Source organism: Tateyamaria sp. LSS28 (assembly GCF_059611725.1).
On sequence record NZ_JCAPFI010000004.1, the window covers coordinates 264,023 to 290,812 of the forward strand.

Consider the following 26,790-nt stretch of genomic DNA (forward strand, 5'->3'; position numbering starts at 1 on the left):
CGCGCTTGACGCGCGGGGTCGTGACGATCTTTTGCCATGGTGAACAACCTCGCAATTCAAATGGGCGATTTTGCGGCAAATTGTGGGGTAAATCGGTTAAATGAGACCTAATAGGTCCCAGACAGCCTATGTGAATCCTCGGGTAGACCCCATTCAATCTACTCGCCGCGCCCGGTCATTTGCACTAAGCACTGCAATGGCAGAGGAGGCGCCATGCGTGATCACTTGCAGATAGAGCAGGAAATCGAAAGCTGCCGAACTCAGTTGCCGGGACGGACTTTGCCAGCCTTTCTGACGATTGGCGCGATGAAATGCGGCACATCTACTCTGCACGCACATCTCGCTTCGCACCCAGACGTTTTTGCACCACAACGAAAAGAAGTGCACTTCTTCAATCAGAACTTCCTCAAGGGCCTCTCCTGGTACGCAGATCAATTCAGCGATGCCGGTGACAGGATGTGCTTCGAAACAACACCTGCCTACCTGTTCGAGCCTGACACGCAGCACCGCGTAAAGGCCGCGCTGCCAGATGCGAAATTCATTGTCATCCTGCGTGACCCGGTGGAAAGGTGTGTGTCACACTACCATCACATGCTGCGTACAGGACGGGAGAAAGAGAGCTTCGATGTCGCGTTATCATTAGAAATGGAACGCACGCGCGATGCCTACGAGGGGGTCAAATATCGGGAACTGGTGCACAGTCCGCAACTGAATTGGTTCAGCTATGTGCGGCGGGGTTACTACATCGATCAATTGGAAGCATGGGTCCAAGCCTTTCCGGTGGATCGATTTCTGGTGTTGGATTTCCTTGACCTGTGTGAAAACCCGCAATCAGTGGTCGATACCGTGACAAACTTTCTTGGGGTGCCGGGCCTGCTGATTGACCCTGTGCTTAGGGAAAACGCGCATCCAAGGGGCACGTTGCCATCGGCGCAGAAAGGGCGCCTTCGTGAGCTTTATGCCCAGTCCGACGCGCGGCTTCAACAGTTTCTGGGCCGCAAACTATCGTGGATGTAGTTCCAACCGCTCACAGGTGATCCGGCTGTGGCATACCCAGCACATGGAAGCCGCCATCGACACGAATGATTTCGCCCGTTGTGCAGGCCCCGGCGTCTGAACACAAATACACTGCGGTGCCGCCCACGGCCTCAAGCGTGGCGTTCGAACGCATCGGAGCGTTCTGATCCGTGTGTTTGTAGGTCTTACGCGCTCCGGCAATGGCCGAACCTGCCAAGGTCTTCATCGGACCGGGCGAAATGGCGTTCACACGGATGCCCTCGGGGCCCAGATCGTTGGCCAGGTACCGTGTCGCGGATTCAAGCGCGGCCTTGGCCACACCCATCACGTTATAGTTAGGCACGACCCGGTTCGATCCTTGGTAGGTCAAGGTCAGCAACGTGCCGCCATTCTCAATCATCATTGGATGTGCACGGCGCGCAACCTCGATGAAGGAATAGGCCGAGATGTCCATCGAATGCTTAAAATTCGCACGGCTTGTATTCAGGAACCGGCCAGTCAGCTCGGATTTGTCAGAGTAGGCAACCGCATGGACCAGGAAATCGATTGTTGGCCAGCGGGCTCCCAATGCTTCAAATGCAGCATCTAGGGACGTGTCGTTTGTGACATCGACGTCGACCATGAAATCCGACCCGACACTCTCGGCCAATGGGGCAAGCCTTTTACCAAATGCCTCGCCTTGATAGCTGAATGCCAGCTCTGCCCCAGCCTCATGCATCGCCTTGGCAATGCCCCAAGCAATGGACCGGTCGTTTGCGACGCCCATCACAAGGCCGCGTTTTCCGTCAAGCAATCCTGTCATAGTGAATTCTTACCCGTGAAACTTTGAAAGGATCATCGATCCGTTGGTACCGCCGAAGCCAAACGAGTTGGTCATCACCGAATCAAGACCCGCATCCGCGCGCATCTCGGTCGCGATCTCGGACGCGTTCAGCCCGGGATCCAGTGTTTCGACATTGATGGACGGCGTGATGAAATCGTTGTCGAGCATCAACAAGCTGAATATGGCCTCGAGCGCGCCCGCAGCACCCTGCGCGTGGCCGGTCATCGACTTGGTTGAGCTGACGGGCGGCGTGGTGCCCTCGCCAAAGACGCGGCGTACGGCTTCGATCTCACCCACATCACCGACAGGGGTCGAGGTGCCGTGGGCGTTGATGTAGCTGACGGACCGGTCTTGCGGCAGTGTCTCCAACGCAGCGCGCATCGCCCGCTCACCACCTTCGCCCGAGGGGGCCACCATGTCATGGCCGTCAGACGTTGCAGCATACCCTGTCACCTCGGCATAGATTTTCGCACCACGTGCGCGGGCGTGCTCCAGCTCTTCCAGCACAACCATGCCACCACCGCCGGAAATGACGAACCCGTCGCGATCCGCGTCAAAAGCACGGCTCGCCCGTGCAGGGGTGTCGTTGTATTTGGATGACATCGCGCCCATCGCGTCGAACAGACAGGACAGTGTCCAGTCCAGTTCTTCAGCGCCACCGGCAAACATCACGTCCTGCTTTCCCAACATGATTTGTTCGGCCGCATTGCCGATGCAGTGCAGCGAAGTCGAGCATGCGCTGGTGATGGAATAGTTGATCCCCTTGATCCTGAAGCCGGTCGCAAGGTTCGCGCTGATGGTTGAGGACATGCATTTGGGCACGGCAAAGGGGCCGATGCGTTTGGTGGCACCTGTCTTCAGTACGGTTTGATGTGCCGTCAACATGGCCGAGGTGGATGGCCCACCCGAACCTGCCACCAACCCGGTGCGCGGGTTTACAACATCGCTTTCTTGCAAACCGGCATCCGCAATGGCCTGAGTCATCGCGATATGGGCATATGCCGCGCCAGGGCCCATGAACCGCAGGGCGCGCTTGTCTACATGTTCCTTGACTTCCAGCTTGAGCGTACCAGCGATCTGGCTGCGAAAGCCATGTTCCGCCATCTCTGGGCTGGCTTCGATTCCCGAACGGCCCGCCTTGAGCGACGCCAGCACCTCATCGGTGTTGTTTCCGATGGATGAGACAATTCCAAGTCCCGTCACCACGACGCGTCGCATGTGCGCACTCCTTCGTTCTAGTCAGGGGGTATGTAGGACGGGGGGGCAGGTGGGTGCAACCGCCTTGCTTCGCAAGTCAATTGCCGCCCGTGTTCGGATAGTGTGAAAAAACGACTTGATTGGCACCAAATCTGTGCAGTCGCGTGACTTCTTGAAAGCCAAGGCGTCGCAAAAGACGCCGGGCTGGTGCGTTGCGTTCCTGAGTTTCTGCCATGATAGGTCGTAGGCGCTCATCGTCTGCCCAGCGGTTCAGCACGCGTTGACAAGCTTCATATGCTAGCCCTTGCCCCAGTAGCGGGGATCGAACTGGAAGGACAATTCTGGCGCCGCCCCGTCATGATGCGGGGTGACAAAGACCGATCCAACAGCGATGTTTCTGCCGAATTTGGCAAGCCAGACATGTCCGTCACGCCGCAATTCGAGATATTTTCTAACAATGCCGACAAGCTGGTCTGCTGGGACAACACCGCCAAGATAGGCGCGAACACGCGGGTTCTGAACCAATCGCTTCACAAACCCACTGTCATCAAGGGTCAGGGGATCAAGTGCCAGCCGTTCCGTCATCAGTCGGGATGCTGGCATGGCGCGATCAACTTTCGCTCAACGCAACCCTCATGTCTTTGACCTCGTAGATGACGTCGCCGTCGGCTTCCACAATGCCATCCGCGACGCCCATGGTCAGCCGACGGGTCTGTATGGCCTTGGTAAAGTCGATCTTGTAGGTCAGCATCTTGCGGTCAGGGCGCACCATCCCTCTGAGCCTCACTTCGCCCACACCCAACGCATAACCGCGGCCTGTCCAGCCGCGCCAACCCAGATTGAAGCCGGTCAGCTGCCACAAACCATCAAGGCCAAGGCACCCGGGCATGATCGGGTTGCCGGGAAAATGGCAGTCAAAGAACCACAGGTCAGGCGCAATATCGAACTCCGCCACGATATGGCCCTTGCCATGTGCGCCACCATCGGCGGATACATCCGTGATCCGGTCCATCATCAACATGGGCGGCTCTGGCAGTTGCGCATTGCCGGGGCCGAACAGCTCTCCGCGTGCGCATTTCAACAATTCGTCCTTGTCGAAGCTGGTGGGATAGTCTGCCATTCGGGCCTCTTGTTTGTCTCAGGTCTGGTCCCGTTATTGGGTCCAGTTCGTCTAGCACCGGCTGGGCAAAGGGCGCAAGAGCGGCGACTTGTCTGGTCTTGGAATGTGGGGCAGAGTCAAACGATGAAAGACATTATCGATCTCGACCGCTACCCGCTGCATCGCCCGCATTCGCCGGAATGGGACGCACTGGTGGCCCATGCCAAGGATGGTCTTGTGCGCGAGGGCCTGTTCAATCTGCCCGGTTTCATGCAGCCCGCAGCACTCGCTTCGGTCCTCGACCACGTGCACCCGCGAATGCAGGTAGAGAGCTTTCATCACAGCCGCTTGCACAACATCTACTTCCAGGATGCGGTTGACGGGCTTGCCGACGACGATCCGGCGCTGACCAAGGTTGAGACGGCCAACCACACGCTCTGTCACGACCAGATGCGGGGCACAGCGTTGGACGAAATCTACCAATGGCCAGCCTTTGCGGTCTTTCTGGCGGCCGTGATGGACAAGTCGCAACTCTACACGATGGACGATGCGCTGGCAGGACTGAACGTGCTGGAATACCGCTCAGGCGAGGCACTGAACTGGCATTTTGATCGCTCGATCTTCACCACGACACTGCTGTTGCAAGAGGCCACGAAAGGCGGGCTTTTTGAATATGCCAAGGACTTGCGCAGCGATGACGACCCCAATCACGCGGGCATCGCCGCACTTTTGGCTGGGCGGATCACACCGACCCAACTGACCCAGGATGCTGGCACGCTGAACGTGTTTTTGGGTGTCAACACGGCGCATCGCGTCTCTACTGTTGGTTCTGGGACATCCCGAATTGTTGCGGTGCTGTCGCATTATGACACACCGGGCAGATCCTTTTCAAAGCAAGAGCAGATGGGGTTTTTCGGGCGTGTGGCATAATGCCATAAACCCTTTTGCGATTGAATTGCAGAACGATGGCCCTTTATATGTAAGGCAAGGGTAAGAGGACCAGATGACCGAAACACAGCACAAGGTAGGAAGCGGATGGCTTGCAGGGGCCGGGCTACGCCCGACACGGCAACGCGTAACGCTTGCGGCGCTGTTGATCGGCGATGGTCAACACCGCCACGTCACGGCGGAAAGCCTGTTTGAGGCGGCCAAGGACCAAGGCGAGGCTGTATCGCTTGCCACCGTTTACAACACCCTGCGTGCGTTCTGTGATGCTGGACTGATGCAAGAGGTGACGGTTGACGGCTCGAAAAGCTACTTCGACACAAACACGCATGATCACCCCCATTTCTTCTGGGAAGACGATGCGAAACTGACCGATGCACCATCTGATCAGTTGGTGATCGCACAGCTGCCCGATGCGCCTGAAGGGGCCGAGATTGCTTCGGTGGATGTTGTGATCCGCTTGCGCCGCAAGGATTGATTTCCCTACAGCGCCCAAGGGCGCCACAGGCTCCAACGCTGGAAAACGCAATCCTGTCACGTCATTTGCTTTTATAGGCGGTGCTTCAGTCTTGTGGCCAAAAGCCCTGTCAGAAGCACGGCACCAAGAGTAAATAGCGCTCCGACCATCCAGCCAATCGGGGTCGAATATCCTTCGGCAATTGCGCCGACAAGGATCAGACCAAAGGTTGCCCCCAATTGTTGCACCAGCGAACGTAATGACAGCATGGTAGACCGTTGATGGTTCTCCACACTGGAATGCAGAATGCTGCTGGCAGGTGTTTCCCCAACCCCGAGGATCACGAAGTAAATGATCAGGACAATGACAAAGCCCACTACACCACCCTGCAGAGCCAACGCAATCTGCAACACAGCAAGGCATCCCACAGCAGCCGTAAGTGTCATCGCGTTCTGACGTCTGAATACTCGGTTGATATGCGGCGACAGCGATGCACCAATGGCGATCGAGAAAAAACAGGCTGCGGTCAACAGGCCAATCACGGTGTTGGCGTAACCCTCTTCCAGCATTGGTTTTACATGGGTAGGCCAAAGCACTTCGACCGGGTTCGTCGCCATAAGCAAAAGCGCCAAGGCCGCCAGAAGCAGTGAAAGGGTGGGGTGCCTCAAGGCGAGCAGACCGGCGTCCCGGACAACAACCGGAACGTTTGCAAATCCTTGAACAAGCGCCCTTGGATGCAGCGGTCGTGGTTCTTCCGTGATGGCAACAATCGTGTAGATCAGTACCGCCGTCATCATTACAAAACTTGCCGCGTAAGCGACGTCATAGGCGCTGAAGCCAAGCGGCGTCGCTACCTCGCCAAAGGCGTCTGGCAGCCACCCCCCTGCAATCGCGCCAAACGCCAATCCCATCCCGTTGGCCCATTGCGCCTTTGCAAGCGCTGGCTGCACGTCCACGTTTTGTGCCTTGGTCCGGAAGTTTTCGACAAACCAGGCATCCAATGTGCCCGAGCGCAGCGCACGTCCGAAACCGATGAAAGCAAAGGACAGTGCGAGAACGTAGAAGTTGCTTGATGACAGGAACAGCGCAAGGGAAATCAGGCTTGCGCCCACAGCCGCGAGAAAGACTGGCTTGCGTCCAACGCCGTCTGCCAACCCTCCAAACGGCAACTCCATGGTCAACGTTGTGACTGAATAGGCGCCAAACAGCAGCGAAATCTGGAACAGATCCATTCCTCGGTCGATCAATGCCAAGGCGACCACGGATACGGTGAGACCCATTGCGAACCGGTCCAGGAATTGGTGAACCTGAAACACACGAATATGCCGCTGCGCGGCGGGTGTAAGCTTGCGGAATGAAAACTCGATACCGGAATCCATTTGTGCACCTTCGGCTGCATGGGTCCCGGGCACAAGAGCACTCGGGCCGCCTACGCGAAGCTGCGCATAGTAAGGTTTTGGTTTTTTGGTTGTAGTGACAGCACTGCTCACCCTGCGCCGGAGCAACGCCAAAAGCATTAGCCCCCTTCAAAGCAAATCCGAAGAGCGCTAGCCGCACTGGCTGCCTGGTCGCGGTGCTTAACTAAATCGAAGGGTCGATCGCGCGTAACGTTCCAGCCGTTAGAACCATTGCCCCGGTTCCATTAATCCAAGGTCCAGCAACTGCCGCGAATGCCATTCGAACGGGGCAGAGTTGTGCCATTTGAATGTCTCGATGTCATAGGTGCTTCCAGGGTTCAGTTTCAACGCCTTTGCAGTTCGGAACGAACAGATCGCTGCGGTCAGGTTGTGGTGCCATTCGCAGGCATAGGTGTTGTATTCCTCGTCGTTGAACGTGTGATCGTTCCGCAGTTTTAGGCCGGGTTTGGCTTTAAAAAGGGAAATACGATCGATCTTGCGCCGTACTTCGGGTACGTGTTCTTCAAATCTCCAACGCAAACCACCGTAGAAGTTCAGTTGCCGTTCCTTCGGATGCCCTTTTTCATCGGGACGGGCGAGCGCGTAATACCCGGATCGATCCAGATGTGCACGATCTAGTGACACCGCGTTGGGGCAAGACCAAAGGTCATCTGCATACAGATCCACCACATAGGTCAACATCGCATCGCGGCGTTCTTCGGTATGAAAGGTCAGCATTTCCCCGACGGACCTGGTTTCGCAAAACGGGTGGAACAGGAATTCTGCATTATAGCAGTAGTACATCCATGTCCCCGCGGGCACCGCAACAATCACGCCGTTCACGGCCGTCTCAAGCGCATCCGGCGCCGAGGTGTCAAAATCTATCCGTATCAGCGTCTCTGATAGGTCCCGGGCAAGTTTGAACCGTTTCGGCATGAACGCGATGACCTGCTTGAAACCGGCTTGCTGATGGTGGCGCAGGGTCGTGTCCACCTCAATGTCGTCCTCAACCACAACAACCGCTATCGGTCCCTTTTGTGGAACGGCGTCCTTGTCACGAATGAAGTTGCTTAGACTGTCGAATTGCATTGTATGCCCCGGTTGGCTTCTTTTTGGCGCGGTTGAGGTCAAATTTCGGTTAATCCGCGCCGCATTGCAAGATGTCTGACAGGCTGGTAAAGCCCGCATTCCATCCGCATGATCCGGGATCGAAGCCCATGACGACGCCGAAAAAGCTCTTTATCAAGACCTATGGTTGCCAGATGAATGTCTATGACAGCGAACGGATGGCCGAGGCGCTGGGCAGGCAGGGTTACGTCGAGACGCAGACACCCGATGACGCAGACATGATCCTGCTGAACACCTGCCACATCCGCGAGAAGGCAGCGGAAAAGGTCTATTCCGAGCTTGGTCGGTTCAAGGGCTTGAAGGCTGAGAAACCGGACCTCAAGATCGGTGTGGCAGGCTGTGTCGCCCAGGCCGAAGGCCAGGAAATCATGCGCCGCCAACCGCTTGTTGACCTCGTTGTCGGCCCTCAAAGCTATCACCGTCTGCCCGAGATGGAAGCAAAGACCCAAGCCGGGGAAAAAGCGCTTGATACGGATTTCCCTGAAGAGGACAAGTTCGAGAAGCTCAAGAGCCGCCCAAAGGCTCCACGAGGCCCGACCGCGTTCCTGACCGTGCAGGAAGGGTGTGACAAGTTTTGCGCCTTCTGCGTGGTGCCGTATACGCGCGGAGCCGAGGTGAGCCGTCCAGTGGATCGCATCCTGACCGAGGCGCGCAATCTCGTGGAACGCGGTGTACGCGAGATCACGTTGCTGGGTCAGAACGTGAACGCTTACCATGGGGTTGGTCCAGATGGGTCCGACTATACGCTGGCCAAGCTGATCTGGGACCTGGACAGGGTGGACGGGCTTGAGCGTATCCGCTTTACGACCAGCCACCCCAACGACATGACGGATGACCTGATCGAAGCGCATGGCACCTGCGCGAAGCTGATGCCCTACCTACACCTGCCTGTGCAATCGGGCAGCGACCGCATCCTGAAGCGCATGAACCGCAGCCACACCGCCGACAGCTATCTGCGGCTGATCGAACGCATCCGTGCAGCGCGGCCTGACATCTTGATGTCTGGTGATTTCATTGTTGGCTTCCCCGAAGAAACTGAGGCTGATTTTCAAGCGACGCTCGATCTGGTGGAAGCGGTGAACTATGGCTACGCTTATAGCTTCAAATACTCGACCCGCCCCGGCACACCCGCCGCAGAACGATCGCAGGTGGAGCCAGCAGAGGCGGACGACCGGTTGCAAAGGCTGCAAGCCCTGATCACGCGCCAACAGCGATCCATACAGGAGGGTATGGTGGGTCGGACTGTGAATGTGCTGTTTGAAAAGCCTGGTCGCCTGCCGGGACAAATGGGCGGCAAAAGCGATTATCTACATGCTGTCCATGTCGCAAATGCCAACGTGAAAGCGGGCGACATTGCACCCGTGAGAATCGTTGAAGCCGGAGTGAACTCTCTTGCGGGGGTGATCGACTGATCCGGGTTACTGCTAAAAATTTGTGCACAAATTGCTCGGTTCAATTGTAAGCCGGCCCAATTATGGCACAATATGTGGTGAAAAGCGGGTTCACAGATTGTTAATAATTGCCTACGCTTTTGCTCAGAGTAGCGAGGGTCAGCTTGTTTCAAGCATGTTGGGGATCTTTGCGGGGGATCAACATAAAGGGACAGGACTGTGGCGAAAATCTTTTCGAAAACAGTTGATAAGCTTATAACCACAGTGGCTGCCACCGCTGTGGCGCTGACATCACTGATGGCCGCCGATGTGTCTGCACAGGCTTTTGGTCAAACACGGTCGCAGGAAGGGCGTGACAAAGGCCAATACATTCCGGGTATCTGGGTCGATCCCGATGGGTGCGAACACTGGGTCATGGATGACGGAGCGGAAGGCTATATGACGCCCCACGTCACCCGTAAGGGCATACCGGTCTGCCGCCGTGGCAATCTATGTGGCGTCATGAACACCGATCAGTTCTTCAAGACCGACAGCTTCCGCATCCACAAAGCGGGGCGCGAGCGCCTTGCTCAATTCTTCCAGGGTTCCACTGCACAAGCGTTTATCATCACAGGTCACACAGACAGTCGGGCCAGTGATGCGTACAACCTGCGTCTGTCACTCAACCGTGCGAATGCGGTTGCGGCCGTTGCACAGCAGTCGGGCGCGCGCATTGCGGATGTGCGTGGTTACGGTGAACGTCTGCCAGCGCAGCCCAACAACACTGCAAAAGGCATGGCTGCAAACCGCCGCGTCGAAATCATTTGCATTCAATAGGGGACGCATCATGACAAAACTGAAACTCGTCACGCTTTCCATTGTCTGTCTGTCTATTGCAGCTTGCTCCGATGGTTTGGGAGACGGCCTGTCACCAGACAAGACAATCGACCGCGGGACAGATCGAAAGAGCCTAAGCCAACTTCAGGCGGGCATCTGGGTGGACCCGAATGGCTGTGACCACTGGATCATCGATGATGGGATCGAGGGATACCTGTCGGCACGGCTTGATAAATATGGGAAGCCTGTTTGTTCCGGGGTTGCGCCGCCAACTCAAACTGTTGGCGATTTCAAAGGCGGATCGAAAATCAACGACCCCAATTGACCGACAGTGACACACATTTCTAGGCCGGAGCGAACCTAGCGCTCCGGCCTTTTTTGTTTCAAATGTGTGAAAAGGGCCAACATCCCGTTGCGCACCCAAGCTGAACTTGCAACGCTGGGTGAAACACAGACTCAAGGAGTGACATTTGACCCTAGACCAACCGTCCCAGGAAATGGTCCTGGAATTTCCCGAGAACCGTTTGCTGATTGACCTGTGCGGTCCTTATGACAGCCATTTGACGGCCATCGAGTCCGCCCTTGAGGTGCAGATCGTGAGACGGGGAAACGTGTTGGCTGTGCTGGGCGAAGAGGGCGCACAGAAGCGGGCTGCTGATGTTTTGAATGCGCTTTATCTGAGGCTGGAGACAGGCAAGGATGTCGAACCTGCCGATGTGGATCGTGAGTTGCGCATGGGCCAATCCGAAGAAGGCACAGGCACCCGGCAAGGCGATCAATTGGAAATGCCCGTTGGCACCCGCATCGAAATCAAGACGCGAAAGAAACTGGTCGAACCGCGCACCGATGCGCAAAAGGCCTATGTTCAGGCACTGTTCGAGAATGAAATGGCGTTTGGCATTGGTCCTGCCGGCACTGGCAAGACGTATCTGGCTGTCGCGGTCGGCGTGTCGATGTTCATATCGGGCCACGTGGACCGGATCATTTTGTGCCGCCCCGCAGTGGAGGCGGGCGAGAGGCTGGGGTTTCTGCCGGGCACGCAGGAAGAAAAAGTCGACCCCTACATGCAGCCCCTTTATGATGCGCTGAACGACTTTCTGCCCGGCAAGCAGCTTGCCAAGCTGAAAGAGGAAAAGACAATCGAGATTGCGCCGCTTGCCTTTATGCGCGGGCGGACCCTGTCCCGCGCTTTCGTGGTGCTGGACGAGGCACAGAACGCCACGACTATGCAGATGAAGATGTTTCTAACCCGCCTGGGCGAAGGGTCGCGCATGGTTATCACCGGCGACCGCACTCAGATCGACTTGCCGCGCGGCGTTTCCTCCGGCTTGGCCGATGCTGAACGGTTGCTCAGAACCATTCCGAACATCAGCTTCAACTACTTCACGTCAAAGGATGTCGTGCGCCACCCGCTTGTGGCCGCGATCATTGAAGCGTACGAGGCCGATGCAGAAGCGTCTTGATACGCTTTTGTCTTGCTTAACAAACTCCGGGTGGACCGGGGGCTGGCCCCAGGTGCTGACAGTTGCCATACCGTATCGACATCCTGATGGAAGATAGCCGCTGGCGGGATGTCGGTCTTGAGGCGTTAGCTGACACTGCGATTATAGAAACCTTGTCAGCGCTGGGCTTGGCGCGGGCTGAGCTATCGGTGCTGGCCTGCGATGATGCGCGCATTTCCGTTTTGAACGATGATTTTCGTGGCAAGGCGACGCCGACCAATGTTCTGAGCTGGCCGGAAGAGGACTTGTCGCCTGAAGTGGATGGGGCGGTACCTGTACCACCTCAACCCGATCCGAGCGGTTCAATCAGCCTTGGCGATATCGCCATCGCCTATGACACATGCGCGCGGGAGGCCGCCGAGCAAAGCAAGCCCTTGGCCGCTCATGTGACCCATTTACTTGTTCACGGAGTGTTACATTTGCTTGGTTATGACCATATCCGTGACCATGATGCCACGCGGATGGAAGCACTTGAGGTCGAAATACTTGGCAAACTGGGGGTGCCTGACCCATATTAGGTCGCATTCAGGGCCACGTGGCCCAAACGAACTGGATAGGAGCCAATGGGCGACATCGACGGATCGTCTGACGCGGCGCAACGCGCGCAGTCAGATACTGACAAGACTGAACCTTCCCAAGGTGGTGGATTTCTGGCGCGCGTGATTGGCGCGCTCAGCCCATCGGACAACACCCCCAATATGTCCGAGGTCCCAAGCCCCCGGCCACAGTCTCATGGCATGATCAACCTGCGCCGCTTGCGGGTCGAGGATGTTGCCGTGCCCAAGGCTGACATCACCGCTGTGCCGGATACCGTCTCGCTGGACGAACTGGTGCAGGTGTTCAAAGAAAGCGGTTACACCCGGTTGCCGGTGTTCGAGGGGACGCTGGACACGCCCGTCGGTTTTGCCCACCTGAAAGACGTGGCGCTGCAACACGGCTTCAATGGCGGTGCAGCCAACTATGATCTGCGTGCAAGGTTGCGCCCGCTGCTGTTTGTTCCGCCGTCGATGACAATTGGTGTTCTGCTGACAAAGATGCAGACCGAACGGCGACACATGGCGCTTGTCATTGATGAATATGGCGGTGTTGACGGATTGGTCACGATCGAGGACCTGATCGAGCAGGTAGTTGGCGAAATCGAGGACGAACATGACGTCGATGAAGGCGCTTTGTTCACGCGCGAAAAGTCCGGATGCTACCTTGCGCTTGCCAAGACACCACTGAAGGAATTCGAGTCCGAGATTGGGATATCCCTGACGACGCATGACGATGTGGATGAAGAAGATATCGATACGCTTGGCGGCTTGGTCTTCATGTTGGCGGGGCGCGTGCCTGCGCGTGGAGAGGTGGTGTTGCACCCTGACGGTCCGCAGTTTGAGGTGATTGATGCCGATCCGCGTCGCATTAAACGGATGCGTGTGCGCCTGAAGGGCCCGGAGCCTGCCGAATGAACCGATCCCGCGTCCATGTATCGGCATGGCCGATCTGGGCGCAGGTTCTGCTGGCCCTAGCGGCGGGCGGTTTCGGGGCATTGTCCCACGCGCCTCTTGGTTTCGCCCCTGCGATAACCGTTCCGGTTATGGCCATGTTTCTGCTGCTGCAGGTGGCGCGCAGCACGCGCCATTCAGCCCTTTTGGGCCTTGCTGTCGGTGTCGGTTACTTTGCTGCGACGCTCAACTGGATTACTGAACCATTTCAAGTCGACGCAGCCAATACGGGTTGGATGGCGCCTTTTGCCCTTGTTCTGTTATCGATCCTGCTTGGGATTTTCTGGTCTGCGGCACTTGCGCTCGCGAAGTGGTGCCGGGGGCCGCTTTGGATTCTGGTGTTCAGTTGGGCCGCGGCGGAAATCTTGCGGGCTTATCTATTGACGGGATTCCCTTGGGCTACGCCACCGCAGGCTCTTGTGGGAAGCCTCGCCGGACAAGCTCTCGCATTTGGTGGGCCCCATGGGATGATGCTTGCGTTGCTCGCGTCGATGGCATTGATATTCGCGGTTCAGCGTGTCTGGTTGCAAGCGGTTCTGTTGATGACCGTTTTGGTGCCTGTCCTTTTGGCACCCGCGGGAGACCGGGCGCCACTGACAGAGCATACGGTGCGTTTGGTTCAACCTAATGCGCCACAGGACGAAAAGTGGGATCCCAAACGCATTCCTGTCTTCATCAACCGTCAGATCGACTACACCGCTGCTGGGTCGGTTCCTGATCTAATTGTCTGGCCCGAGACGGCCCTTCCTTACCTTGTTGAAAATGCACAACCTGCCTTTGATGTTATCGCCGATGCTGCGCGGGGCGCACCGGTTGTTCTGGGTATTCAACGCCGCAGCGAGGACGCATATTTCAACAGCCTTGTGATGCTGGATGCAGCGGCGCAGGTCACGCAGACGTACGACAAGCACCATCTAGTACCCTTTGGAGAATACATGCCTTTGCCAGGGCTGTTTCGAGGCTTGGGTATTCGTGCACTGGCTGAAAGGGCGGACAGTGGCTACGGGCGTGGGCCGGGACCTCAGATAATGGATATGGGTCCTCTCGGATCGGCCTTGCCGCTTATCTGTTATGAGGCCGTTTTTGCACATGATGTCGGTGGAACGTCTGAACGCCCGACGTTTCTTATGCAACTGACCAATGATGCTTGGTTTGGAATGCGGTCGGGGCCACAGCAGCATCTTGCACAAGCACAGATGCGGGCTATCGAGCAGGGGCTGCCGCTGATCCGAGCGGCCAATACCGGCATCTCTGCAGTGATCGATCCGAAGGGGCGCATCACCGCTTCACTTGCTCTCAACGAGGCGGGCTATCTTGATGCCAAACTACCGGCGCCAGCTGCCCCAACACTGTACAGTATGACGGGTGATTGGCCTTGGATTCTGTTGGTCTTGTTCAGTCTGATTGTATCAGTGTTGCATCGCGCCCGAACGCGTCGCACGCCCCCCATTGACGCGCCAGCACTTCGGGCGTAAATCCGTCCGACCCCGTCACAACGGCTTCCTGACGTGACGCGGATTAACCCAATGGAGCGCTTATGTCCCGTCAGAATTACATTTTTACCTCGGAGTCCGTTTCCGAGGGCCACCCAGATAAGGTTTGCGATCGAATTTCAGATGCAGTGCTGGATGCATTTCTTGCAGAAGAACCCGAAGCCCGTGTCGCGTGCGAGACATTTGCCACAACCAATCGGGTGGTCATTGGCGGTGAGGTTGGCCTGAGCGATCAGGATAAACTTCATGACTACATGGGCAAGATTGATGAAATTGCCCGCGCCTGCATCAAGGACATTGGCTACGAGCAGGACAAGTTTCATCACGCCACTTGTGAGGTTACCAACCTGCTGCATGAACAATCTGCACATATCGCACAAGGTGTAGACGCTGCTGCGGACAAGGACGAAGGTGCAGGCGATCAGGGGATCATGTTCGGTTATGCCACGAATGAAACACCTGATCTGATGCCTGCACCGATCCAGTATGCGCATGCGATCCTGCGCAGATTGGCCGAGGTCCGCAAAAACGGTACGGAGCCCGTGTTGGGGCCAGATGCCAAGTCGCAGCTGTCGGTGATCTACCGCGATGGCAAGCCCGTTGGGATCGGCTCGTTGGTCCTGTCGACACAACACTTGGACGAAACTCTGAGCAGTGAAGATATCCGTGCCACCGTAGCTCCTTACATCGAAGAGGTGCTGCCTGATGGCTGGTTGACGGATGCAACCGAATGGCACGTGAATCCGACTGGTAAGTTTGTCATTGGTGGTCCGGATGGTGATGCCGGTTTGACTGGTCGCAAAATCATTGTGGATACATATGGCGGGGCCGCTCCGCATGGCGGTGGCGCATTCTCGGGCAAGGACCCGACCAAGGTGGACCGCTCGGCCGCATATGCCGCCCGTTATCTGGCTAAAAACGTGGTTGCTGCGGGACTGGCCGACAAATGCACCATTCAGCTGAGTTACGCCATCGGTGTGTCGAAACCGCTGTCGATCTATTGTGACACGTTCGGTACGGGCGAGGTTGCAGATGCCGCAATCGAAGCTGCCGTGGCACAGGCCATGGATCTGACCCCGCGTGGTATTCGCGAACATCTGTCTCTGAACAAGCCTATCTACGAGCGCACCGCAGCGTATGGCCACTTTGGCCGCGCGCCAGATGCTGATGGTGGTTTTAGCTGGGAGCGAACCGACTTGACCGACGCTCTGAAGGCGGCTGTCTAAGACATAGCAGGCGCGGCTTTCAGCTGCGTCTGTTTCAATCTATCACCAAACGGTGGTTGGTATTTGAGCCCGACCTGACCTAGCTTTTACCTGTTCGCAGATAGAAGGCATTGGCTTATGGGACTTTTTCGCACGACTTGCATGGCGGCCATACTAGGTGGAATGGCTATCTTTGGTGCGGTGCACGCGCAAACAACGCCGCAGACCGGATCCGAGGCCGAAGTGCTTCCGGATTCCGATGCACTTCCCAGCGCACCAGTGGAACCGCCAATGACGATGCTGCGCATGGCAGAGATCATTCGCGCCATTGATCCGGAAGCGCAGCCTGCCGGCAACGCCATTCAGTTCACCATCGACGATATACCAGTCATTGTGATTGCAGATCCGGCCGCAGACCGGATGCGCGCCATGGTGCCTATTCGGTCTGCTGACGGACTGAGCGCGGAAGACTTGATGCGTCTGATGCAGGCCAATTTCGACAGTGCGCTTGATGCGCGCTATGCCGTAGCGCAAGGGCGGCTTTGGGGGGTGTTCATCCATCCGCTTAGCCCCCTGGAGAAAGATCAGCTGTTATCGGCATTTGTTCAAACGATCAATGTGGCGCGAACATATGGTCAAACCTATTCCGGAGGCGCCACCGTGTTCGGAGGTGGCGATAGCAACGGAATTTATCAAGAGCTTCTGAAAGAGCTTCAGGAACTTGGTGAAGAGATTTGAAATTTACGTCTTCTAGTGCCGCGCTTTTCGCATGTAGCGGAAGACGCACATGAGCAACGCAAGGATGGCCAACAGCCCAAGCATGTCGCCGATCATGTATTTGAGCATGCTTACGATAAAGTCATCCTGCGGAATGTTCCGGTGCCTAATGACGTGCACCAGGACCGAGATGATAACGGACGAGGCGGCCCCGCCCACAATCATCGTGCGCCATGCCTGCCCGGCTGTTACGTTTCGGCGATCGTTACGAATGGTCCAGTCGAGCATGGCGAATATGGCGGGTGCTGTTCCATAGCTGGCAGCCCATGCCGCGTAAGTGGTGAGTGCGTCAAAAGGCATGTTCACCCAGTACATGTTGCCAATTGCAATGCCGGGCGTCATGTAGATGATTGAGCGCCATCCTTCAAAAAAGGCTGATATGACTTTTATTCCGAAGGGCAGGTAGAACAGCGTTGCCAGAGTGGGCAGCATCGTCATGAAAAGCTTCTGCCCGGGCATGATCAGTTCCCAAGTCACGACATACGCGATCACAAGAGCGCCGCTGTGCAAAGCGGTTTTCACAACGAAATCGTTCGTAAGGCGAATGGGTTGATTTACGGGGTTTGACAAGCACTTTGCTTTGCTGTTTGGGCGGCCAGCCCTCTAAAACTGGCCTGACGCGCGATCAGAGAGCCGATAAAGACCCATTGGAAACCCCTCGCACCGCTCGATCAATCCCCGTTTGATCAACTGTTTGAGAGTTCTGTGAAAAGTTGGCTGCGAAATCTCTTTCACGATCGGGTTGGCTCGAACCACATCCGTCGAACACATCTCGTCGCCAGCTTTATTCTCTTTGATACATGCACAGAACGCTAAGACGATGTCACGCTCATTGCGCGACAACTCATGCATTCCGAAATCCTTCTCCATCTCTTCGAGCAGTGAGCGCAGTTGTGCGATCTGCCCTAGTATTTTTGTATCCACTTTACACCTTTAACGCCACACCATCGCATCCAGACGTTGTAATCAACGCATAGTCATTTCGACAACAACAAATCGGCAGGAAACCGCGTCTCCTGCCGCTATTCAGTAAGTTTTCCAGTTCTCTATGCCCCATCATCGTAGCACGTTCGGAAAAACGCGTTTGTCACTGCAAAATGCAGGGCAACCGACGTCTCATATTTCGAAGCTGGCAGGCGCAGACTTGCATCCGCGATGTAGGAGTGATGCGGGTGCAAATCCGTTTCAACGAAGGAACGTGACATGATCAGAATTGCCAGTGTGCTGTTGGCATGCCGAAGCTTGGCGAGATCGGCGATTGTACCATCGAGGTCCGGGATCATATCCAGATCAACAGCGAGCAGGGTTTCGGATCCGTCACAGCGCGCAGCCAATTGTAGTGCTGATCGAAACTGGTTCAGGATCGTGAGGGACTGCATGCTGTCAGACAACTCAGTCAGCATAGACGTTGCGTTGGAGCCGCTTGGACAAATCAGAAAAACGTCCCGTGCCCACAGATCGTCACCCGTATGCGGGGCGAATGCATCATTTGGTCCGCTGGCGGTATTGTTCTCGGGCTGATCATTTCGCTGGGTAATAAGCGGGAAAGGCACCACGTTACTTCGAGGGCGTACATCCAGTCTTGCAGTAGTCGACCCGTTCTTGGAAACGGCATCGTAGCTGTAATTGCTTGAAAAGTCGTTATTATCCGGTTCAAATCCCGATTCGTAATAGTCCATCTTCTTCCCCAGGATAGTCCAAGTGAGAATTGTTGTTCGGGAGGGGCCGTGAATTTTCCCCTGTTTTTTTGGGGTTAGAGTTGCGTGCTACCCCCAGTGGTAGTCATTATGACTTTGGTCTCGGGTTGTCAATTCGGTCTTGTGTCTTAAGCGCATGCTAATTTCGGTCGCCCCGTGACTTACCGACCCCGCGACTTACCGACAAACCCGCGACTTACCGACAAAGTTGCATCGTGGCGGAGGTTACGGTGCTGAGCGTTCGAGTGGTTTGACCGCGATGCGTCTTGTCACTTTGACCGAGCTGATCTATACCGCGCTCGTTGACGCGGCGTGACGAGTCACGAGGAAATGCAGGGCCCCGGTTCATCGGTGGCCCTTAACTCGTTTGTCCCAACGCGACGTGTTGGCCAATAGCTCAACTTGACAAGACCGGCGGAGACAACCGCGCGGCCCGTAAAACTGAACATAGTTAGGAAAACGACGCCACATGGCTGATAAATTGATGGAGGAATTCGAAGCCCTCCTGCAAGAAAGCTTCGAAATGGACACGCCCGAAGAGGGTTCTGTTGTCAAAGGCAAGGTTCTCGCCATCGAGGCAGGCCAAGCCATCATCGACGTAGGCTACAAGATGGAAGGCCGCGTCGAGCTCAAAGAATTCGCGAATCCCGGTGAAGCGCCCGAAATCGCTGTCGGCGACGAGGTCGAAGTGTACCTGCGCGCCGCCGAGAATGCCCGCGGCGAAGCTGTCATCTCGCGCGAGATGGCCCGCCGCGAAGAAGCCTGGGATCGCCTGGAAAAAGCATATGCCGACGACGCCCGCGTCGAAGGGGCTATCTTTGGCCGCGTCAAGGGTGGCTTCACTGTCGACCTCGGCGGTGCCGTGGCCTTCTTGCCAGGCTCTCAGGTTGACGTCCGCCCCGTGCGTGACGCAGGCCCGCTAATGGGACTGAAGCAGCCGTTCCAGATCCTGAAAATGGACCGTCGTCGTGGCAACATCGTTGTGTCGCGTCGCGCGATCCTCGAAGAATCGCGTGCCGAGCAGCGTGCTGAAGTCATCGGCAACTTGACCGAAGGTCAGAACGTCGATGGTGTGGTCAAGAACATCACTGAATACGGTGCGTTCGTTGATCTGGGCGGTGTTGACGGTCTGCTGCACGTCACAGACATGGCATGGCGCCGGGTGAACCACCCGTCCGAGATCCTCACGATCGGTGAGACGATCAAGGTGCAGGTCATCAAGATCAACAAGGAAACCCACCGTATTTCCTTGGGCATGAAGCAACTGCAAGAAGATCCATGGGATCTGGTCGCCGCCAAATACCCGCTGGAATCGACACACACTGGCCGCGTGACCAACATCACCGACTACGGTGCGTTCGTCGAGCTGGAGCCCGGTGTCGAGGGCCTCGTTCACGTGTCCGAAATGTCCTGGACCAAGAAGAACGTGCACCCCGGCAAGATCGTTTCGACCTCGCAAGAAGTCGAAGTCATGGTTCTGGAAATCGACGGTTCCAAGCGCCGCGTGTCCCTGGGCCTGAAACAGACCATGCGCAACCCATGGGAAGTGTTTGCAGAAACGCACCCCGAGGGCACCGAGGTCGAAGGCGAAGTCAAGAACATCACCGAATTCGGTCTGTTCGTTGGCCTCGAAGGCGACATCGACGGCATGGTTCACCTAAGCGACCTGTCATGGGACCAGCGTGGCGAGGAAGCCATTCAGGATTACCGCAAGGGCGACATGGTCCACGCGGTTGTGTCCGAGGTGGATGTCGAGAAAGAGCGCATCTCGCTTTCGATCAAAGCGGTCGGCGGCGACAAGTTTGCCGAAGCCGTGGGCGGCGTGAAGCGCGGCTCGATCGTGACCGTGGAAGTGACAGCTATCGAAGATGGCGGTGTCGAAGTGGAATACGAAGGCATGAAATCCTTCATCCGCCGCTCCGACCTGTCGCGTGACCGCGCCGAACAGCGCCCCGAGCGGTTCTCGGTCGGTGACAAGGTTGATGTCCGCATCACCAACATCGACAGCAAGACGCGCCGTCTGGGCGTCTCGATCAAGGCACGTGAAATTGCCGAAGAGAAAGAAGCCGTGGAACAGTATGGTTCGTCCGACAGCGGCGCATCGCTGGGTGACATCCTTGGCGCAGCCCTGAAGGGCGACGAATAAGACTTTGTCCAACTGACAAGTTCGCGAGGGGCCCTGCGGGGCCCCTTTTGCTGTCCGGAACATGGTATCGAATCACGTATCGGTTTGGCTGTGCACAATGCTGCATCGCTGGACATGGCAGCGGATCAATGCTGATTTTCGTGCCATGGTCCTGTTCAGACATCAAAAAAACTGACTTCGCCCAAAATGGGGCTATTCCCGAAAGGCCCGTTTGTTCCTATAGTTACCGGACGCATAAAGACAAAAAACCGAGTCCCTCGGGAGGAATTAAAGATGATCCGGTCAGAGTTGATCCAGAAGATCGCAGATGAAAATCCACACCTGTATCAGAGAGACGTGGAGCGGATCGTGAACACCATATTTGACGAAGTGACAAACGCGATGTCGCGCGGGGATCGCGTCGAGTTGCGCGGCTTTGGTGCTTTTTCCGTCAAGAAGCGGGATGCGCGTACTGGTCGGAACCCCCGCACCGGCGAAACCGTGGAAGTCGAAGAAAAGCACGTACCCTTCTTCAAGACGGGCAAGTTACTGCGTGATCGTCTGAACGGGAAAGCTTGATGCGCTACATTCGCTATGCCTGCATTGCCATTTTTGCCGTGGCTTTGATTGCCGTTGCGCTGGCCAATCGCGGTATGGTGACGCTCAAGTTACTTCCGACTGAGATTGCGGGTCTCTTTGCAGTCGCTCCAACTGTTGAACTGCCGTTGTTTGTCGTGATCTTTGGCGGGATAGTTGCGGGCTTGTTGGTTGGTTTCGTGTGGGAGTGGATGCGCGAACACACCGTCCGCGCTGAGAATTCCCGCAACGCACGCGAAGTGCGGCGGCTGGACCGTGAGGTCAAGCGCCTTAAATCCGAGAAGCACGAAGGCAAGGACGAGGTGCTGGCGCTTTTGGACGAAGCCAGCTAAGCACTCAATATGCCCGGCGTGTCTGTCAAAATTTGCGGCCTGAGCCGCCCTGAGCACGTGTCTACAGCGGTGGACGCGGGGGCCAAGTACATTGGCCTTGTCTTCTTCCCGAAGTCTCCCCGCAACGTAACACTGGAAACGGCTCGAACGCTTGCACTGGCTGTCCCGCCAGGCGTTGCGAAGGTTGCACTTGTTGTCGATCCTGATGACACGTTCCTGGACGAGTTGACCGCGACTGTGCCGCTGGACATGCTGCAATTGCATGGCCATGAAACGCCCGAACGTGTGTCAGAGATTAAGAAACGCTACGGTCTGCCTGTCATGAAGGCAGTAGGGGTGGCGGATGCTTCGGATATTGAGGCTCTGGACTTATATGGCCGGGTGGCGGACCAGATACTGGTCGACACCAAAGCCCCCGAGGGAGCTGATCGACCCGGTGGGAATGGGCAGACATTTGACTGGAGCCTGATTGCCGGTCGGCGCTGGCCCGTGCCGTGGATGTTGGCCGGTGGATTGACCCAGGAAAACGTTGCGCAAGCAGTGGCTGCGACGGGTGCGCGGCAGATTGATCTAAGCTCTGCCGTGGAAACGGCGCCCGGTCAGAAGGATGCGGGCCTGATCCGCGACTTTATGGCGGTCGCAAAGGCCGTCAGCTGACCCTTTACCCGGCCCACTAACCCCGCTAGGTCAAAAGCTCTGCAAGTGAGGTGCGCGATGGCCAACGATCTTTTCAACTCCTTCATGACCGGCCCGGATGAAAACGGGCGCTTTGGCGATTTTGGCGGACGGTTCGTGTCTGAGACGCTGATGCCGCTGATCCTGTCCTTGGAAGAGGAATATGAAAAGGCCAAGACTGACGATAGTTTCTGGGCTGAGATGGACCATTTGTGGAAGCACTATGTGGGTCGTCCCAGCCCTCTGTATTTTTCCGAACGCCTGACCGAACATCTAGGCGGTGCCAAGATCTATATGAAACGGGACGAGCTGAACCACACCGGCGCGCACAAAATCAACAACGTGCTGGGCCAGATCATCCTGGCCCGCCGTATGGGCAAGACCCGGATCATCGCCGAAACCGGGGCAGGGCAGCACGGTGTTGCCACGGCCACCGTCTGTGCGAAGTTCGGTCTGAAATGCGTTGTTTACATGGGCGCGCACGACGTTGAACGTCAGGCCCCCAACGTGTTTCGCATGAAGTTGCTGGGCGCGGAAGTGATCCCGGTGACGTCGGGCCGCGGCACGCTCAAGGACGCGATGAATGACGCCCTGCGCGACTGGGTGACCAACGTACGTGATACGTTCTACTGCATCGGCACCGTGGCAGGTCCGCATCCGTATCCGGCCATGGTCCGTGATTTCCAAAGCATCATCGGCAAGGAAGTGCGTGAACAGATGGTTGAGGCCGAGGGGCGCTTCCCTGACACGCTCATCGCAGCCATCGGCGGCGGATCAAACGCAATGGGTCTGTTCTTCCCGTTCCTCGATGAGAAAGAGGTTGGGATCATCGGCGTCGAAGCGGGCGGCAAGGGCGTGAATGCCAAGATGGAGCATTGTGCGTCGCTGACCGGCGGACGCCCCGGCGTCTTGCATGGCAACCGTACCTATCTGCTGCAAGACGACGATGGACAGATCCTCGAAGGCTTCTCGATCTCGGCTGGCCTTGACTATCCCGGTATCGGGCCCGAACACGCTTGGCTACATGACATCGGGCGGGCAGAGTACGTGTCGATCACCGATGTTGAGGCGCTGGAAGCGTTCCAGCTGTGCTGCACGACCGAAGGGATCATTCCTGCACTTGAACCCAGCCATGCCTTGGCGCACGTGATGAAGATCGCGCCTAAGCTACCATCCGATCACATCATCTGCATGAACATGTGTGGGCGCGGGGACAAGGATATCTTCACCGTCGCGCGTCATTTGGGTTTTGACATGTCCGGACCCGAAGGGCGCAACGTCGAGTGAATCCACGCAGGGGTTTGAGGGGCACGGAGCCCCTCAAACCATGATGGTTTAGGCCAAAACAAAGTCGTTTTCGTCCAGGTCGAACCAGAACCGGTTGCTTGCATCATCCACAATCAGCGTTTCGGACCCGAAACGCATTGTCACGTTGTCCCACCCGGTTTGCCGTATGTCGAGTTGACTGAATGAGGTCGCACCCCAATCTGACACATCGATCAGGTCTTGTCCCTGTTCGAACGACTCGATGCGGTCTGTGTCCCCGTCGTAACTGAGTACAAATACGTCCGCGCCCGAGCCACCATTCAACGTATCTTGACCGTCTCCATCTGTAAGAACGTCATTTCCGCGTCCGCCTTCCAGTTTGTCGTTTCCGGTGCCGCCCTGCAAACGGTCGTTGCCACGCCCGCCTTTAAGCCAGTCATCGCCAGCGAACCCTTCCAGCGCATCGTCGCCTTCCTGTCCGCGCAAACGGTCGTCAAAAAGTGAGCCGAGAACATAGGCGTCGCCGCCGTGGTGACCGGTCGAGGTGAAGAACAGGTTGATGTCCTCGACCCAAGTGGTGTCACGGCGTTGGTCCGACAGATCTGCGATCACGATCACGCTGTCACGGTCAAGCTCGTCATAGAACTCGGACCGCAGAATGGTATTGAACGCATTGAGATAGGCGTGATCGAGATGAGCTGTCCACGCCAGAAGGTTAACAGGCGACGCCCCTGCCGAGAAAACCGGCGTATCATAGAGGTCGTTGAACAATACGACGTTGTTCGTGCTGAACGCGTAGTCGTTGGAATTGCCCAAAAGCTGCGGGATGCCGTCGACAATGGCTCCGCCAATCGGGTCGTTTTCGAAGTCGAACGTGAAAACCTCGGCCCCGTTTGATAGGATGGCTGCGCCATTTTCAACCACGTAGTGTGCGGCGGCGCCGATGTAGTTGGCATCGACAAAGAAGCCGTCGAGAAAGCTGTCGCTGGTCTCGGCCAAGTTCACGGCCGCTCCGCCACCAAGCGAATGACCTGTCACCAGGATATCATTCGCATCCAGTCCATTGGTCTGCGCAAGATCATGGATCGCCGTTAGCACGTCTGAGAACGCTTCTTGCGTGTAATTTGGATTAGCGCTTAGAAACTCGAGATAGTCGACTACGTCGCCCGCAGTGTCGCCGATGAGACTGTCAATCGGGCCCGATGTGCCGCGAATGACAAATCCGATTTCCGCCAGATTCCCTGCGGCATCGTATTTTCCGAGCACATCGGCCTGAGCATTCTTGAATTGAGGAGTCACGCCCGAAAAGGTGTGGAACGCATCGGTGCGGCTGTTTGGCAAACTCAAATCTGCCGCCGTCAATACTGTCCATCCAGCGGTTGTCACATTCGAAACGGCAAGGTCATTGCGGGCGCCACTGTCGGCGCCGAACAACACCTCAATGCCGGTGCCAGCGACACTGAACGGATTATACCCATCTTCGATATACCGTTCACGCTCCCCCGCGAACAGACCGTGATACGAGTAGTCGATCAGTGCCATTGCGTCTTGCACAAGTGTGCGGCCATCCTGACCGCGATAGTCAAATAGTCCCATGTTTTCCTCCCTGGGCACGCTACCAATGCGTGTAGTTGCAGCGTGCGAGAGGCAGGTTTTTTACGTCAATCGAAGGGGCAGGCGGACCAAACGTCAACTTGGCGATGACGTTGCGTTCCTTTGGTAAGGTTGCCCGGACTTCCGGAAAGATATTGATTTTATGCAGAAAAGGTAGCGGTCATGCTATTCAGGCTGCGTGTTGCTGCAGAACATCCAATGGCACGATGTCGAGCGCGCGTTGGTGTGTCGCTGCGAGCGACACTTTTGGTGCGCAGCCTTCGTCGTGGGCCTGTAGAAAGCGGGAGGCACACAAGCACCAGCTGTCGCCGGGCTTTAGCCCTGCAAAACGGAATTCAGGGCGCGGTGTGCTCAGGTCATTGCCAACATATTTTGAATACGCGAGGAATTCGGCCGTCATCACCGCACATACTGTGTGACTGCCTTGGTCTGCGGCGCAGGTATTGCAATGCCCATCCCGGAAGAAGCCGGTGACAGGGTCCATGCCGCAGGCTTGCAGTGCAGTGCCCAGCACGTTGACGCTTTCATCCGGTTCCATCTCTCACTCCGTTGCGATCACGATCTCGCGGAACATGTCGATGTTGGCACCATTCACGCCCGCTTCGCGAAATTGGCGATCAGCCGCAGTCGTGACGATTACGACACCCGCCTGCTGATCGATATAGAGGTATTGCCCGTAGATACCACGCCCCATGAACTGACCCTCGGTTGCGCCAGCTGGAATCCACCATTGATACCCGTAACCGATGCGACCCGGTTCTGTCGGCGCGCTGGCGTGGGTCGAGGCAGCTATCCAGTCTGCGGGCACGATCTGTTGGCCTTGCCACATGCCGTTCTGCAGGATCATCTGCCCAAAACGGGCGTAGTCCCGCGTGGTGATATTCAGACCGCCAAGCACAAAGGCGACACCGACGCCGTCTGTCAGGTAGAGGGGGGAGTGTTCAAGCCCGAGCGGCTCAATCAGCTTTTCCGCCATCAGATCGGGGATATCGCGCCCCGTGGCGCCGCGCGCAACCATTCCAACAATATGGGTGTCGATTGACGTGTATTGCCACGTCTCGCCCGGCTGGACGAAGGTTTCGGTCAACCCGGCTGCGAAGTCATCCATCTTGCCGCCTAAGGCGAGAACACGGCCCATCCGGTTGATATCGCTGTCATAATCCAGGTAGTCCTCGTCAAATGTGACGCCGCTCGTCATTTGCAGGACATTACGGATCGTGGCGCCATCATAGGCTCCACCTTTGAGCATGGGCGCGTAGTCTGTGACCGGGGCATCCAGTGATGTAATGGCACCTTCATCAACCAGAATGCCGAACAGGGCTGAGAGATAGCTTTTTGCGACGGACCAGCTGATCCGCCGGTCATCGGGTTTCGTGCCTTGGTAGTACGCCTCGTGCACGATTTGACCGTCTTTAAGCACCAGCGTCGAGGTGACTGTCCTGTCGGTGACCCAGGTTTCGTAGGTGGTGGGCATATCCATGGCTATGCCCAAGGGCAACGGGCTGACTGGTCCCGAGCCGTTGGAGATTTCTCTGTGGAGAAATGCCCCATCCATGTTGGAGAAATTCGACACGATCCGATCTTCGTTGAATAACGAGTTGACTGCGAGCAATCGCATGATCTCCTCTCGCTTCCAAAAACCAACCAACGCAACTGCAATAATCAACGCAATGATTGCACGGACTATCCATTTTAAAACAATTCGCATCTTTATCCTCCACCCCGCGCATTTATTCACAGGGCCGCATCG

Annotated in this window: 28 protein-coding genes, 1 pseudogene and 1 riboswitch; of the genes and pseudogenes, 17 read left to right on the forward strand and 12 right to left on the reverse strand. The window is 56.6% G+C overall.

What is annotated here, in order from left to right; translation table 11 throughout:
- The first annotated feature begins 213 nt into the window (after window positions 1-213).
- Window positions 214-1,017: a sulfotransferase family protein gene (locus AC53L6_RS13825; RefSeq protein WP_496908267.1), complete on the forward strand. Its 804-nt coding sequence runs from the start codon at window positions 214-216 to the stop codon at window positions 1,015-1,017.
- Window positions 1,018-1,027: 10 nt separating this feature from the next.
- Here AC53L6_RS13825 and AC53L6_RS13830 read toward each other — a convergent pair whose 3' ends face one another.
- The 4 genes and pseudogenes from AC53L6_RS13830 to fabA all read right to left on the reverse strand — a co-directional run bounded on the left by AC53L6_RS13830 (window position 1,028) and on the right by fabA (window position 4,157).
- Complete coding sequence (locus tag AC53L6_RS13830; protein ID WP_496908268.1) at window positions 1,028-1,819, reverse strand: enoyl-ACP reductase FabI; 792 nt, start codon at window positions 1,817-1,819, stop codon at window positions 1,028-1,030.
- A 9-nt stretch (window positions 1,820-1,828) separates the two neighbouring features.
- Window positions 1,829-3,058: a beta-ketoacyl-ACP synthase I gene (fabB, locus tag AC53L6_RS13835; RefSeq protein WP_299743463.1), complete on the reverse strand. Its 1,230-nt coding sequence runs from the start codon at window positions 3,056-3,058 to the stop codon at window positions 1,829-1,831.
- A gap of 76 nt (window positions 3,059-3,134) precedes the next feature.
- Window positions 3,135-3,640, reverse strand: a pseudogene (locus AC53L6_RS13840) (GNAT family N-acetyltransferase).
- Between the two features lie 7 nt (window positions 3,641-3,647).
- Entirely contained in the window at window positions 3,648-4,157 is a 510-nt protein-coding gene (gene fabA, locus AC53L6_RS13845; RefSeq protein ID WP_299743457.1) for a bifunctional 3-hydroxydecanoyl-ACP dehydratase/trans-2-decenoyl-ACP isomerase, read from the reverse strand.
- Window positions 4,158-4,280: 123 nt separating this feature from the next.
- Between fabA and AC53L6_RS13850 the strand changes: the two genes are divergently transcribed.
- Window positions 4,281-5,066 carry a 2OG-Fe(II) oxygenase gene (locus tag AC53L6_RS13850; protein ID WP_496908269.1) on the forward strand — a complete coding sequence of 262 codons (786 nt, stop codon included), beginning with the start codon at window positions 4,281-4,283 and terminating at the stop codon, window positions 5,064-5,066.
- Between the two features lie 73 nt (window positions 5,067-5,139).
- Window positions 5,140-5,559, forward strand: coding sequence for an iron response transcriptional regulator IrrA (irrA, locus tag AC53L6_RS13855; RefSeq protein WP_496908270.1), 420 nt, complete (start codon window positions 5,140-5,142; stop codon window positions 5,557-5,559).
- Window positions 5,560-5,630: 71 nt separating this feature from the next.
- Here irrA and AC53L6_RS13860 read toward each other — a convergent pair whose 3' ends face one another.
- Complete coding sequence (locus AC53L6_RS13860; RefSeq protein ID WP_496908271.1) at window positions 5,631-6,917, reverse strand: MFS transporter; 1,287 nt, start codon at window positions 6,915-6,917, stop codon at window positions 5,631-5,633.
- 240 nt (window positions 6,918-7,157) lie between these two features.
- On the reverse strand, window positions 7,158-8,024 hold the full coding sequence (locus AC53L6_RS13865) for a hypothetical protein (protein ID WP_299599153.1): 867 nt from the start codon (window positions 8,022-8,024) through the stop codon (window positions 7,158-7,160).
- A 128-nt stretch (window positions 8,025-8,152) separates the two neighbouring features.
- On the opposite strand from AC53L6_RS13865, the gene miaB reads away from it, so the two are divergent.
- The 9 genes from miaB to AC53L6_RS13910 all read left to right on the forward strand — a co-directional run bounded on the left by miaB (window position 8,153) and on the right by AC53L6_RS13910 (window position 16,695).
- The gene (miaB, locus tag AC53L6_RS13870) at window positions 8,153-9,475 is read left to right on the forward strand and encodes a tRNA (N6-isopentenyl adenosine(37)-C2)-methylthiotransferase MiaB (RefSeq protein WP_496908272.1); all 1,323 of its coding nucleotides are present in this window, start codon (window positions 8,153-8,155) and stop codon (window positions 9,473-9,475) included.
- A gap of 276 nt (window positions 9,476-9,751) precedes the next feature.
- Window positions 9,752-10,270 (forward strand): OmpA family protein, encoded by a 519-nt coding sequence (locus AC53L6_RS13875; RefSeq protein WP_299599679.1) that lies wholly within the window; start codon window positions 9,752-9,754, stop codon window positions 10,268-10,270.
- A 10-nt stretch (window positions 10,271-10,280) separates the two neighbouring features.
- A complete protein-coding gene (locus AC53L6_RS13880) occupies window positions 10,281-10,595 on the forward strand; it encodes a hypothetical protein (protein WP_299201990.1) in 315 nt (104 codons plus the stop codon).
- Window positions 10,596-10,767: 172 nt separating this feature from the next.
- Entirely contained in the window at window positions 10,768-11,733 is a 966-nt protein-coding gene (locus AC53L6_RS13885) for a PhoH family protein (protein ID WP_496908515.1), read from the forward strand.
- Window positions 11,734-11,819: 86 nt separating this feature from the next.
- Window positions 11,820-12,290: an rRNA maturation RNase YbeY gene (gene ybeY, locus AC53L6_RS13890; protein WP_496908516.1), complete on the forward strand. Its 471-nt coding sequence runs from the start codon at window positions 11,820-11,822 to the stop codon at window positions 12,288-12,290.
- Window positions 12,291-12,335: 45 nt separating this feature from the next.
- Window positions 12,336-13,223 (forward strand): hemolysin family protein, encoded by an 888-nt coding sequence (locus AC53L6_RS13895; protein ID WP_299769771.1) that lies wholly within the window; start codon window positions 12,336-12,338, stop codon window positions 13,221-13,223.
- A complete protein-coding gene (gene lnt / locus AC53L6_RS13900; RefSeq protein ID WP_496908273.1) occupies window positions 13,220-14,734 on the forward strand; it encodes an apolipoprotein N-acyltransferase in 1,515 nt (504 codons plus the stop codon). The genes AC53L6_RS13895 and lnt overlap by 4 nt, the downstream gene beginning before the upstream one ends.
- Before the next feature lie 9 nt (window positions 14,735-14,743).
- Window positions 14,744-14,793: riboswitch (SAM-SAH riboswitch) on the forward strand.
- Between the two features lie 3 nt (window positions 14,794-14,796).
- Entirely contained in the window at window positions 14,797-15,978 is a 1,182-nt protein-coding gene (metK, locus tag AC53L6_RS13905; protein ID WP_299743433.1) for a methionine adenosyltransferase, read from the forward strand.
- Between the two features lie 162 nt (window positions 15,979-16,140).
- A complete protein-coding gene (locus AC53L6_RS13910) occupies window positions 16,141-16,695 on the forward strand; it encodes a polysaccharide deacetylase family protein (RefSeq protein ID WP_299202002.1) in 555 nt (184 codons plus the stop codon).
- A 12-nt stretch (window positions 16,696-16,707) separates the two neighbouring features.
- On the opposite strand, the gene AC53L6_RS13915 is transcribed toward AC53L6_RS13910, so the two are convergent.
- From AC53L6_RS13915 to AC53L6_RS13925, 3 genes are all read right to left on the reverse strand, one after another.
- Window positions 16,708-17,256 (reverse strand): hypothetical protein, encoded by a 549-nt coding sequence (locus AC53L6_RS13915; RefSeq protein WP_496908274.1) that lies wholly within the window; start codon window positions 17,254-17,256, stop codon window positions 16,708-16,710.
- Between the two features lie 81 nt (window positions 17,257-17,337).
- Window positions 17,338-17,658, reverse strand: coding sequence for a hypothetical protein (locus AC53L6_RS13920; RefSeq protein ID WP_299202010.1), 321 nt, complete (start codon window positions 17,656-17,658; stop codon window positions 17,338-17,340).
- A gap of 122 nt (window positions 17,659-17,780) precedes the next feature.
- The gene (locus AC53L6_RS13925) at window positions 17,781-18,413 is read right to left on the reverse strand and encodes a hypothetical protein (RefSeq protein WP_299202013.1); all 633 of its coding nucleotides are present in this window, start codon (window positions 18,411-18,413) and stop codon (window positions 17,781-17,783) included.
- Window positions 18,414-18,915: 502 nt separating this feature from the next.
- Here AC53L6_RS13925 and rpsA point away from each other — a divergent pair.
- From rpsA to trpB, 5 genes are all read left to right on the forward strand, one after another.
- Window positions 18,916-20,577: a 30S ribosomal protein S1 gene (rpsA, locus tag AC53L6_RS13930; RefSeq protein WP_472729354.1), complete on the forward strand. Its 1,662-nt coding sequence runs from the start codon at window positions 18,916-18,918 to the stop codon at window positions 20,575-20,577.
- Window positions 20,578-20,850: 273 nt separating this feature from the next.
- Window positions 20,851-21,135, forward strand: a complete 285-nt coding sequence (ihfB, locus tag AC53L6_RS13935; protein ID WP_076626727.1) for an integration host factor subunit beta — start codon at window positions 20,851-20,853, stop codon at window positions 21,133-21,135.
- Window positions 21,135-21,485 carry a LapA family protein gene (locus tag AC53L6_RS13940; protein ID WP_299202021.1) on the forward strand — a complete coding sequence of 117 codons (351 nt, stop codon included), beginning with the start codon at window positions 21,135-21,137 and terminating at the stop codon, window positions 21,483-21,485. Before ihfB ends, AC53L6_RS13940 begins: the two co-directional genes overlap by 1 nt.
- A 9-nt stretch (window positions 21,486-21,494) precedes the next feature.
- Window positions 21,495-22,142 (forward strand): phosphoribosylanthranilate isomerase, encoded by a 648-nt coding sequence (locus tag AC53L6_RS13945; RefSeq protein WP_496908275.1) that lies wholly within the window; start codon window positions 21,495-21,497, stop codon window positions 22,140-22,142.
- 57 nt (window positions 22,143-22,199) lie between these two features.
- The gene (gene trpB / locus AC53L6_RS13950) at window positions 22,200-23,447 is read left to right on the forward strand and encodes a tryptophan synthase subunit beta (protein WP_496908276.1); all 1,248 of its coding nucleotides are present in this window, start codon (window positions 22,200-22,202) and stop codon (window positions 23,445-23,447) included.
- Window positions 23,448-23,495: 48 nt separating this feature from the next.
- Here the strand turns inward: trpB and AC53L6_RS13955 are convergent, their stop codons facing one another.
- The 3 genes from AC53L6_RS13955 to AC53L6_RS13965 all read right to left on the reverse strand — a co-directional run bounded on the left by AC53L6_RS13955 (window position 23,496) and on the right by AC53L6_RS13965 (window position 26,748).
- Window positions 23,496-25,022, reverse strand: coding sequence for a hypothetical protein (locus AC53L6_RS13955; RefSeq protein WP_496908277.1), 1,527 nt, complete (start codon window positions 25,020-25,022; stop codon window positions 23,496-23,498).
- 187 nt (window positions 25,023-25,209) lie between these two features.
- On the reverse strand, window positions 25,210-25,578 hold the full coding sequence (locus AC53L6_RS13960; protein WP_299202032.1) for a DUF2237 family protein: 369 nt from the start codon (window positions 25,576-25,578) through the stop codon (window positions 25,210-25,212).
- A 3-nt stretch (window positions 25,579-25,581) separates the two neighbouring features.
- The gene (locus AC53L6_RS13965) at window positions 25,582-26,748 is read right to left on the reverse strand and encodes a serine hydrolase domain-containing protein (RefSeq protein ID WP_496908278.1); all 1,167 of its coding nucleotides are present in this window, start codon (window positions 26,746-26,748) and stop codon (window positions 25,582-25,584) included.
- Between the last annotated feature and the right edge of the window lie 42 nt (window positions 26,749-26,790).

Excerpts from the sequence above, each read along its gene's own strand:
- AC53L6_RS13825 (WP_496908267.1), top strand. The coding sequence starts at position 214 with ATGCGTGATCACTTGCAGATAGAGCAGGAAATCGAAAGCTGCCGAACT.
- AC53L6_RS13830 (WP_496908268.1), bottom strand. The coding sequence starts at position 1,819 with ATGACAGGATTGCTTGACGGAAAACGCGGCCTTGTGATGGGCGTCGCA.
- fabB (WP_299743463.1), bottom strand. The coding sequence starts at position 3,058 with ATGCGACGCGTCGTGGTGACGGGACTTGGAATTGTCTCATCCATCGGA.
- fabA (WP_299743457.1), bottom strand. The coding sequence starts at position 4,157 with ATGGCAGACTATCCCACCAGCTTCGACAAGGACGAATTGTTGAAATGC.
- AC53L6_RS13850 (WP_496908269.1), top strand. The coding sequence starts at position 4,281 with ATGAAAGACATTATCGATCTCGACCGCTACCCGCTGCATCGCCCGCAT.
- irrA (WP_496908270.1), top strand. The coding sequence starts at position 5,140 with ATGACCGAAACACAGCACAAGGTAGGAAGCGGATGGCTTGCAGGGGCC.
- AC53L6_RS13860 (WP_496908271.1), bottom strand. The coding sequence starts at position 6,917 with ATGGATTCCGGTATCGAGTTTTCATTCCGCAAGCTTACACCCGCCGCG.
- AC53L6_RS13865 (WP_299599153.1), bottom strand. The coding sequence starts at position 8,024 with ATGCAATTCGACAGTCTAAGCAACTTCATTCGTGACAAGGACGCCGTT.
- miaB (WP_496908272.1), top strand. The coding sequence starts at position 8,153 with ATGACGACGCCGAAAAAGCTCTTTATCAAGACCTATGGTTGCCAGATG.
- AC53L6_RS13875 (WP_299599679.1), top strand. The coding sequence starts at position 9,752 with ATGGCCGCCGATGTGTCTGCACAGGCTTTTGGTCAAACACGGTCGCAG.
- AC53L6_RS13880 (WP_299201990.1), top strand. The coding sequence starts at position 10,281 with ATGACAAAACTGAAACTCGTCACGCTTTCCATTGTCTGTCTGTCTATT.
- AC53L6_RS13885 (WP_496908515.1), top strand. The coding sequence starts at position 10,768 with ATGGTCCTGGAATTTCCCGAGAACCGTTTGCTGATTGACCTGTGCGGT.
- ybeY (WP_496908516.1), top strand. The coding sequence starts at position 11,820 with ATGGAAGATAGCCGCTGGCGGGATGTCGGTCTTGAGGCGTTAGCTGAC.
- AC53L6_RS13895 (WP_299769771.1), top strand. The coding sequence starts at position 12,336 with ATGGGCGACATCGACGGATCGTCTGACGCGGCGCAACGCGCGCAGTCA.
- lnt (WP_496908273.1), top strand. The coding sequence starts at position 13,220 with ATGAACCGATCCCGCGTCCATGTATCGGCATGGCCGATCTGGGCGCAG.
- metK (WP_299743433.1), top strand. The coding sequence starts at position 14,797 with ATGTCCCGTCAGAATTACATTTTTACCTCGGAGTCCGTTTCCGAGGGC.
- AC53L6_RS13910 (WP_299202002.1), top strand. The coding sequence starts at position 16,141 with ATGGCTATCTTTGGTGCGGTGCACGCGCAAACAACGCCGCAGACCGGA.
- AC53L6_RS13925 (WP_299202013.1), bottom strand. The coding sequence starts at position 18,413 with ATGGACTATTACGAATCGGGATTTGAACCGGATAATAACGACTTTTCA.
- rpsA (WP_472729354.1), top strand. The coding sequence starts at position 18,916 with ATGGAGGAATTCGAAGCCCTCCTGCAAGAAAGCTTCGAAATGGACACG.
- ihfB (WP_076626727.1), top strand. The coding sequence starts at position 20,851 with ATGATCCGGTCAGAGTTGATCCAGAAGATCGCAGATGAAAATCCACAC.
- AC53L6_RS13940 (WP_299202021.1), top strand. The coding sequence starts at position 21,135 with ATGCGCTACATTCGCTATGCCTGCATTGCCATTTTTGCCGTGGCTTTG.
- AC53L6_RS13945 (WP_496908275.1), top strand. The coding sequence starts at position 21,495 with ATGCCCGGCGTGTCTGTCAAAATTTGCGGCCTGAGCCGCCCTGAGCAC.
- trpB (WP_496908276.1), top strand. The coding sequence starts at position 22,200 with ATGGCCAACGATCTTTTCAACTCCTTCATGACCGGCCCGGATGAAAAC.
- AC53L6_RS13955 (WP_496908277.1), bottom strand. The coding sequence starts at position 25,022 with ATGGGACTATTTGACTATCGCGGTCAGGATGGCCGCACACTTGTGCAA.
- AC53L6_RS13960 (WP_299202032.1), bottom strand. The coding sequence starts at position 25,578 with ATGGAACCGGATGAAAGCGTCAACGTGCTGGGCACTGCACTGCAAGCC.
- AC53L6_RS13965 (WP_496908278.1), bottom strand. The coding sequence starts at position 26,748 with ATGCGAATTGTTTTAAAATGGATAGTCCGTGCAATCATTGCGTTGATT.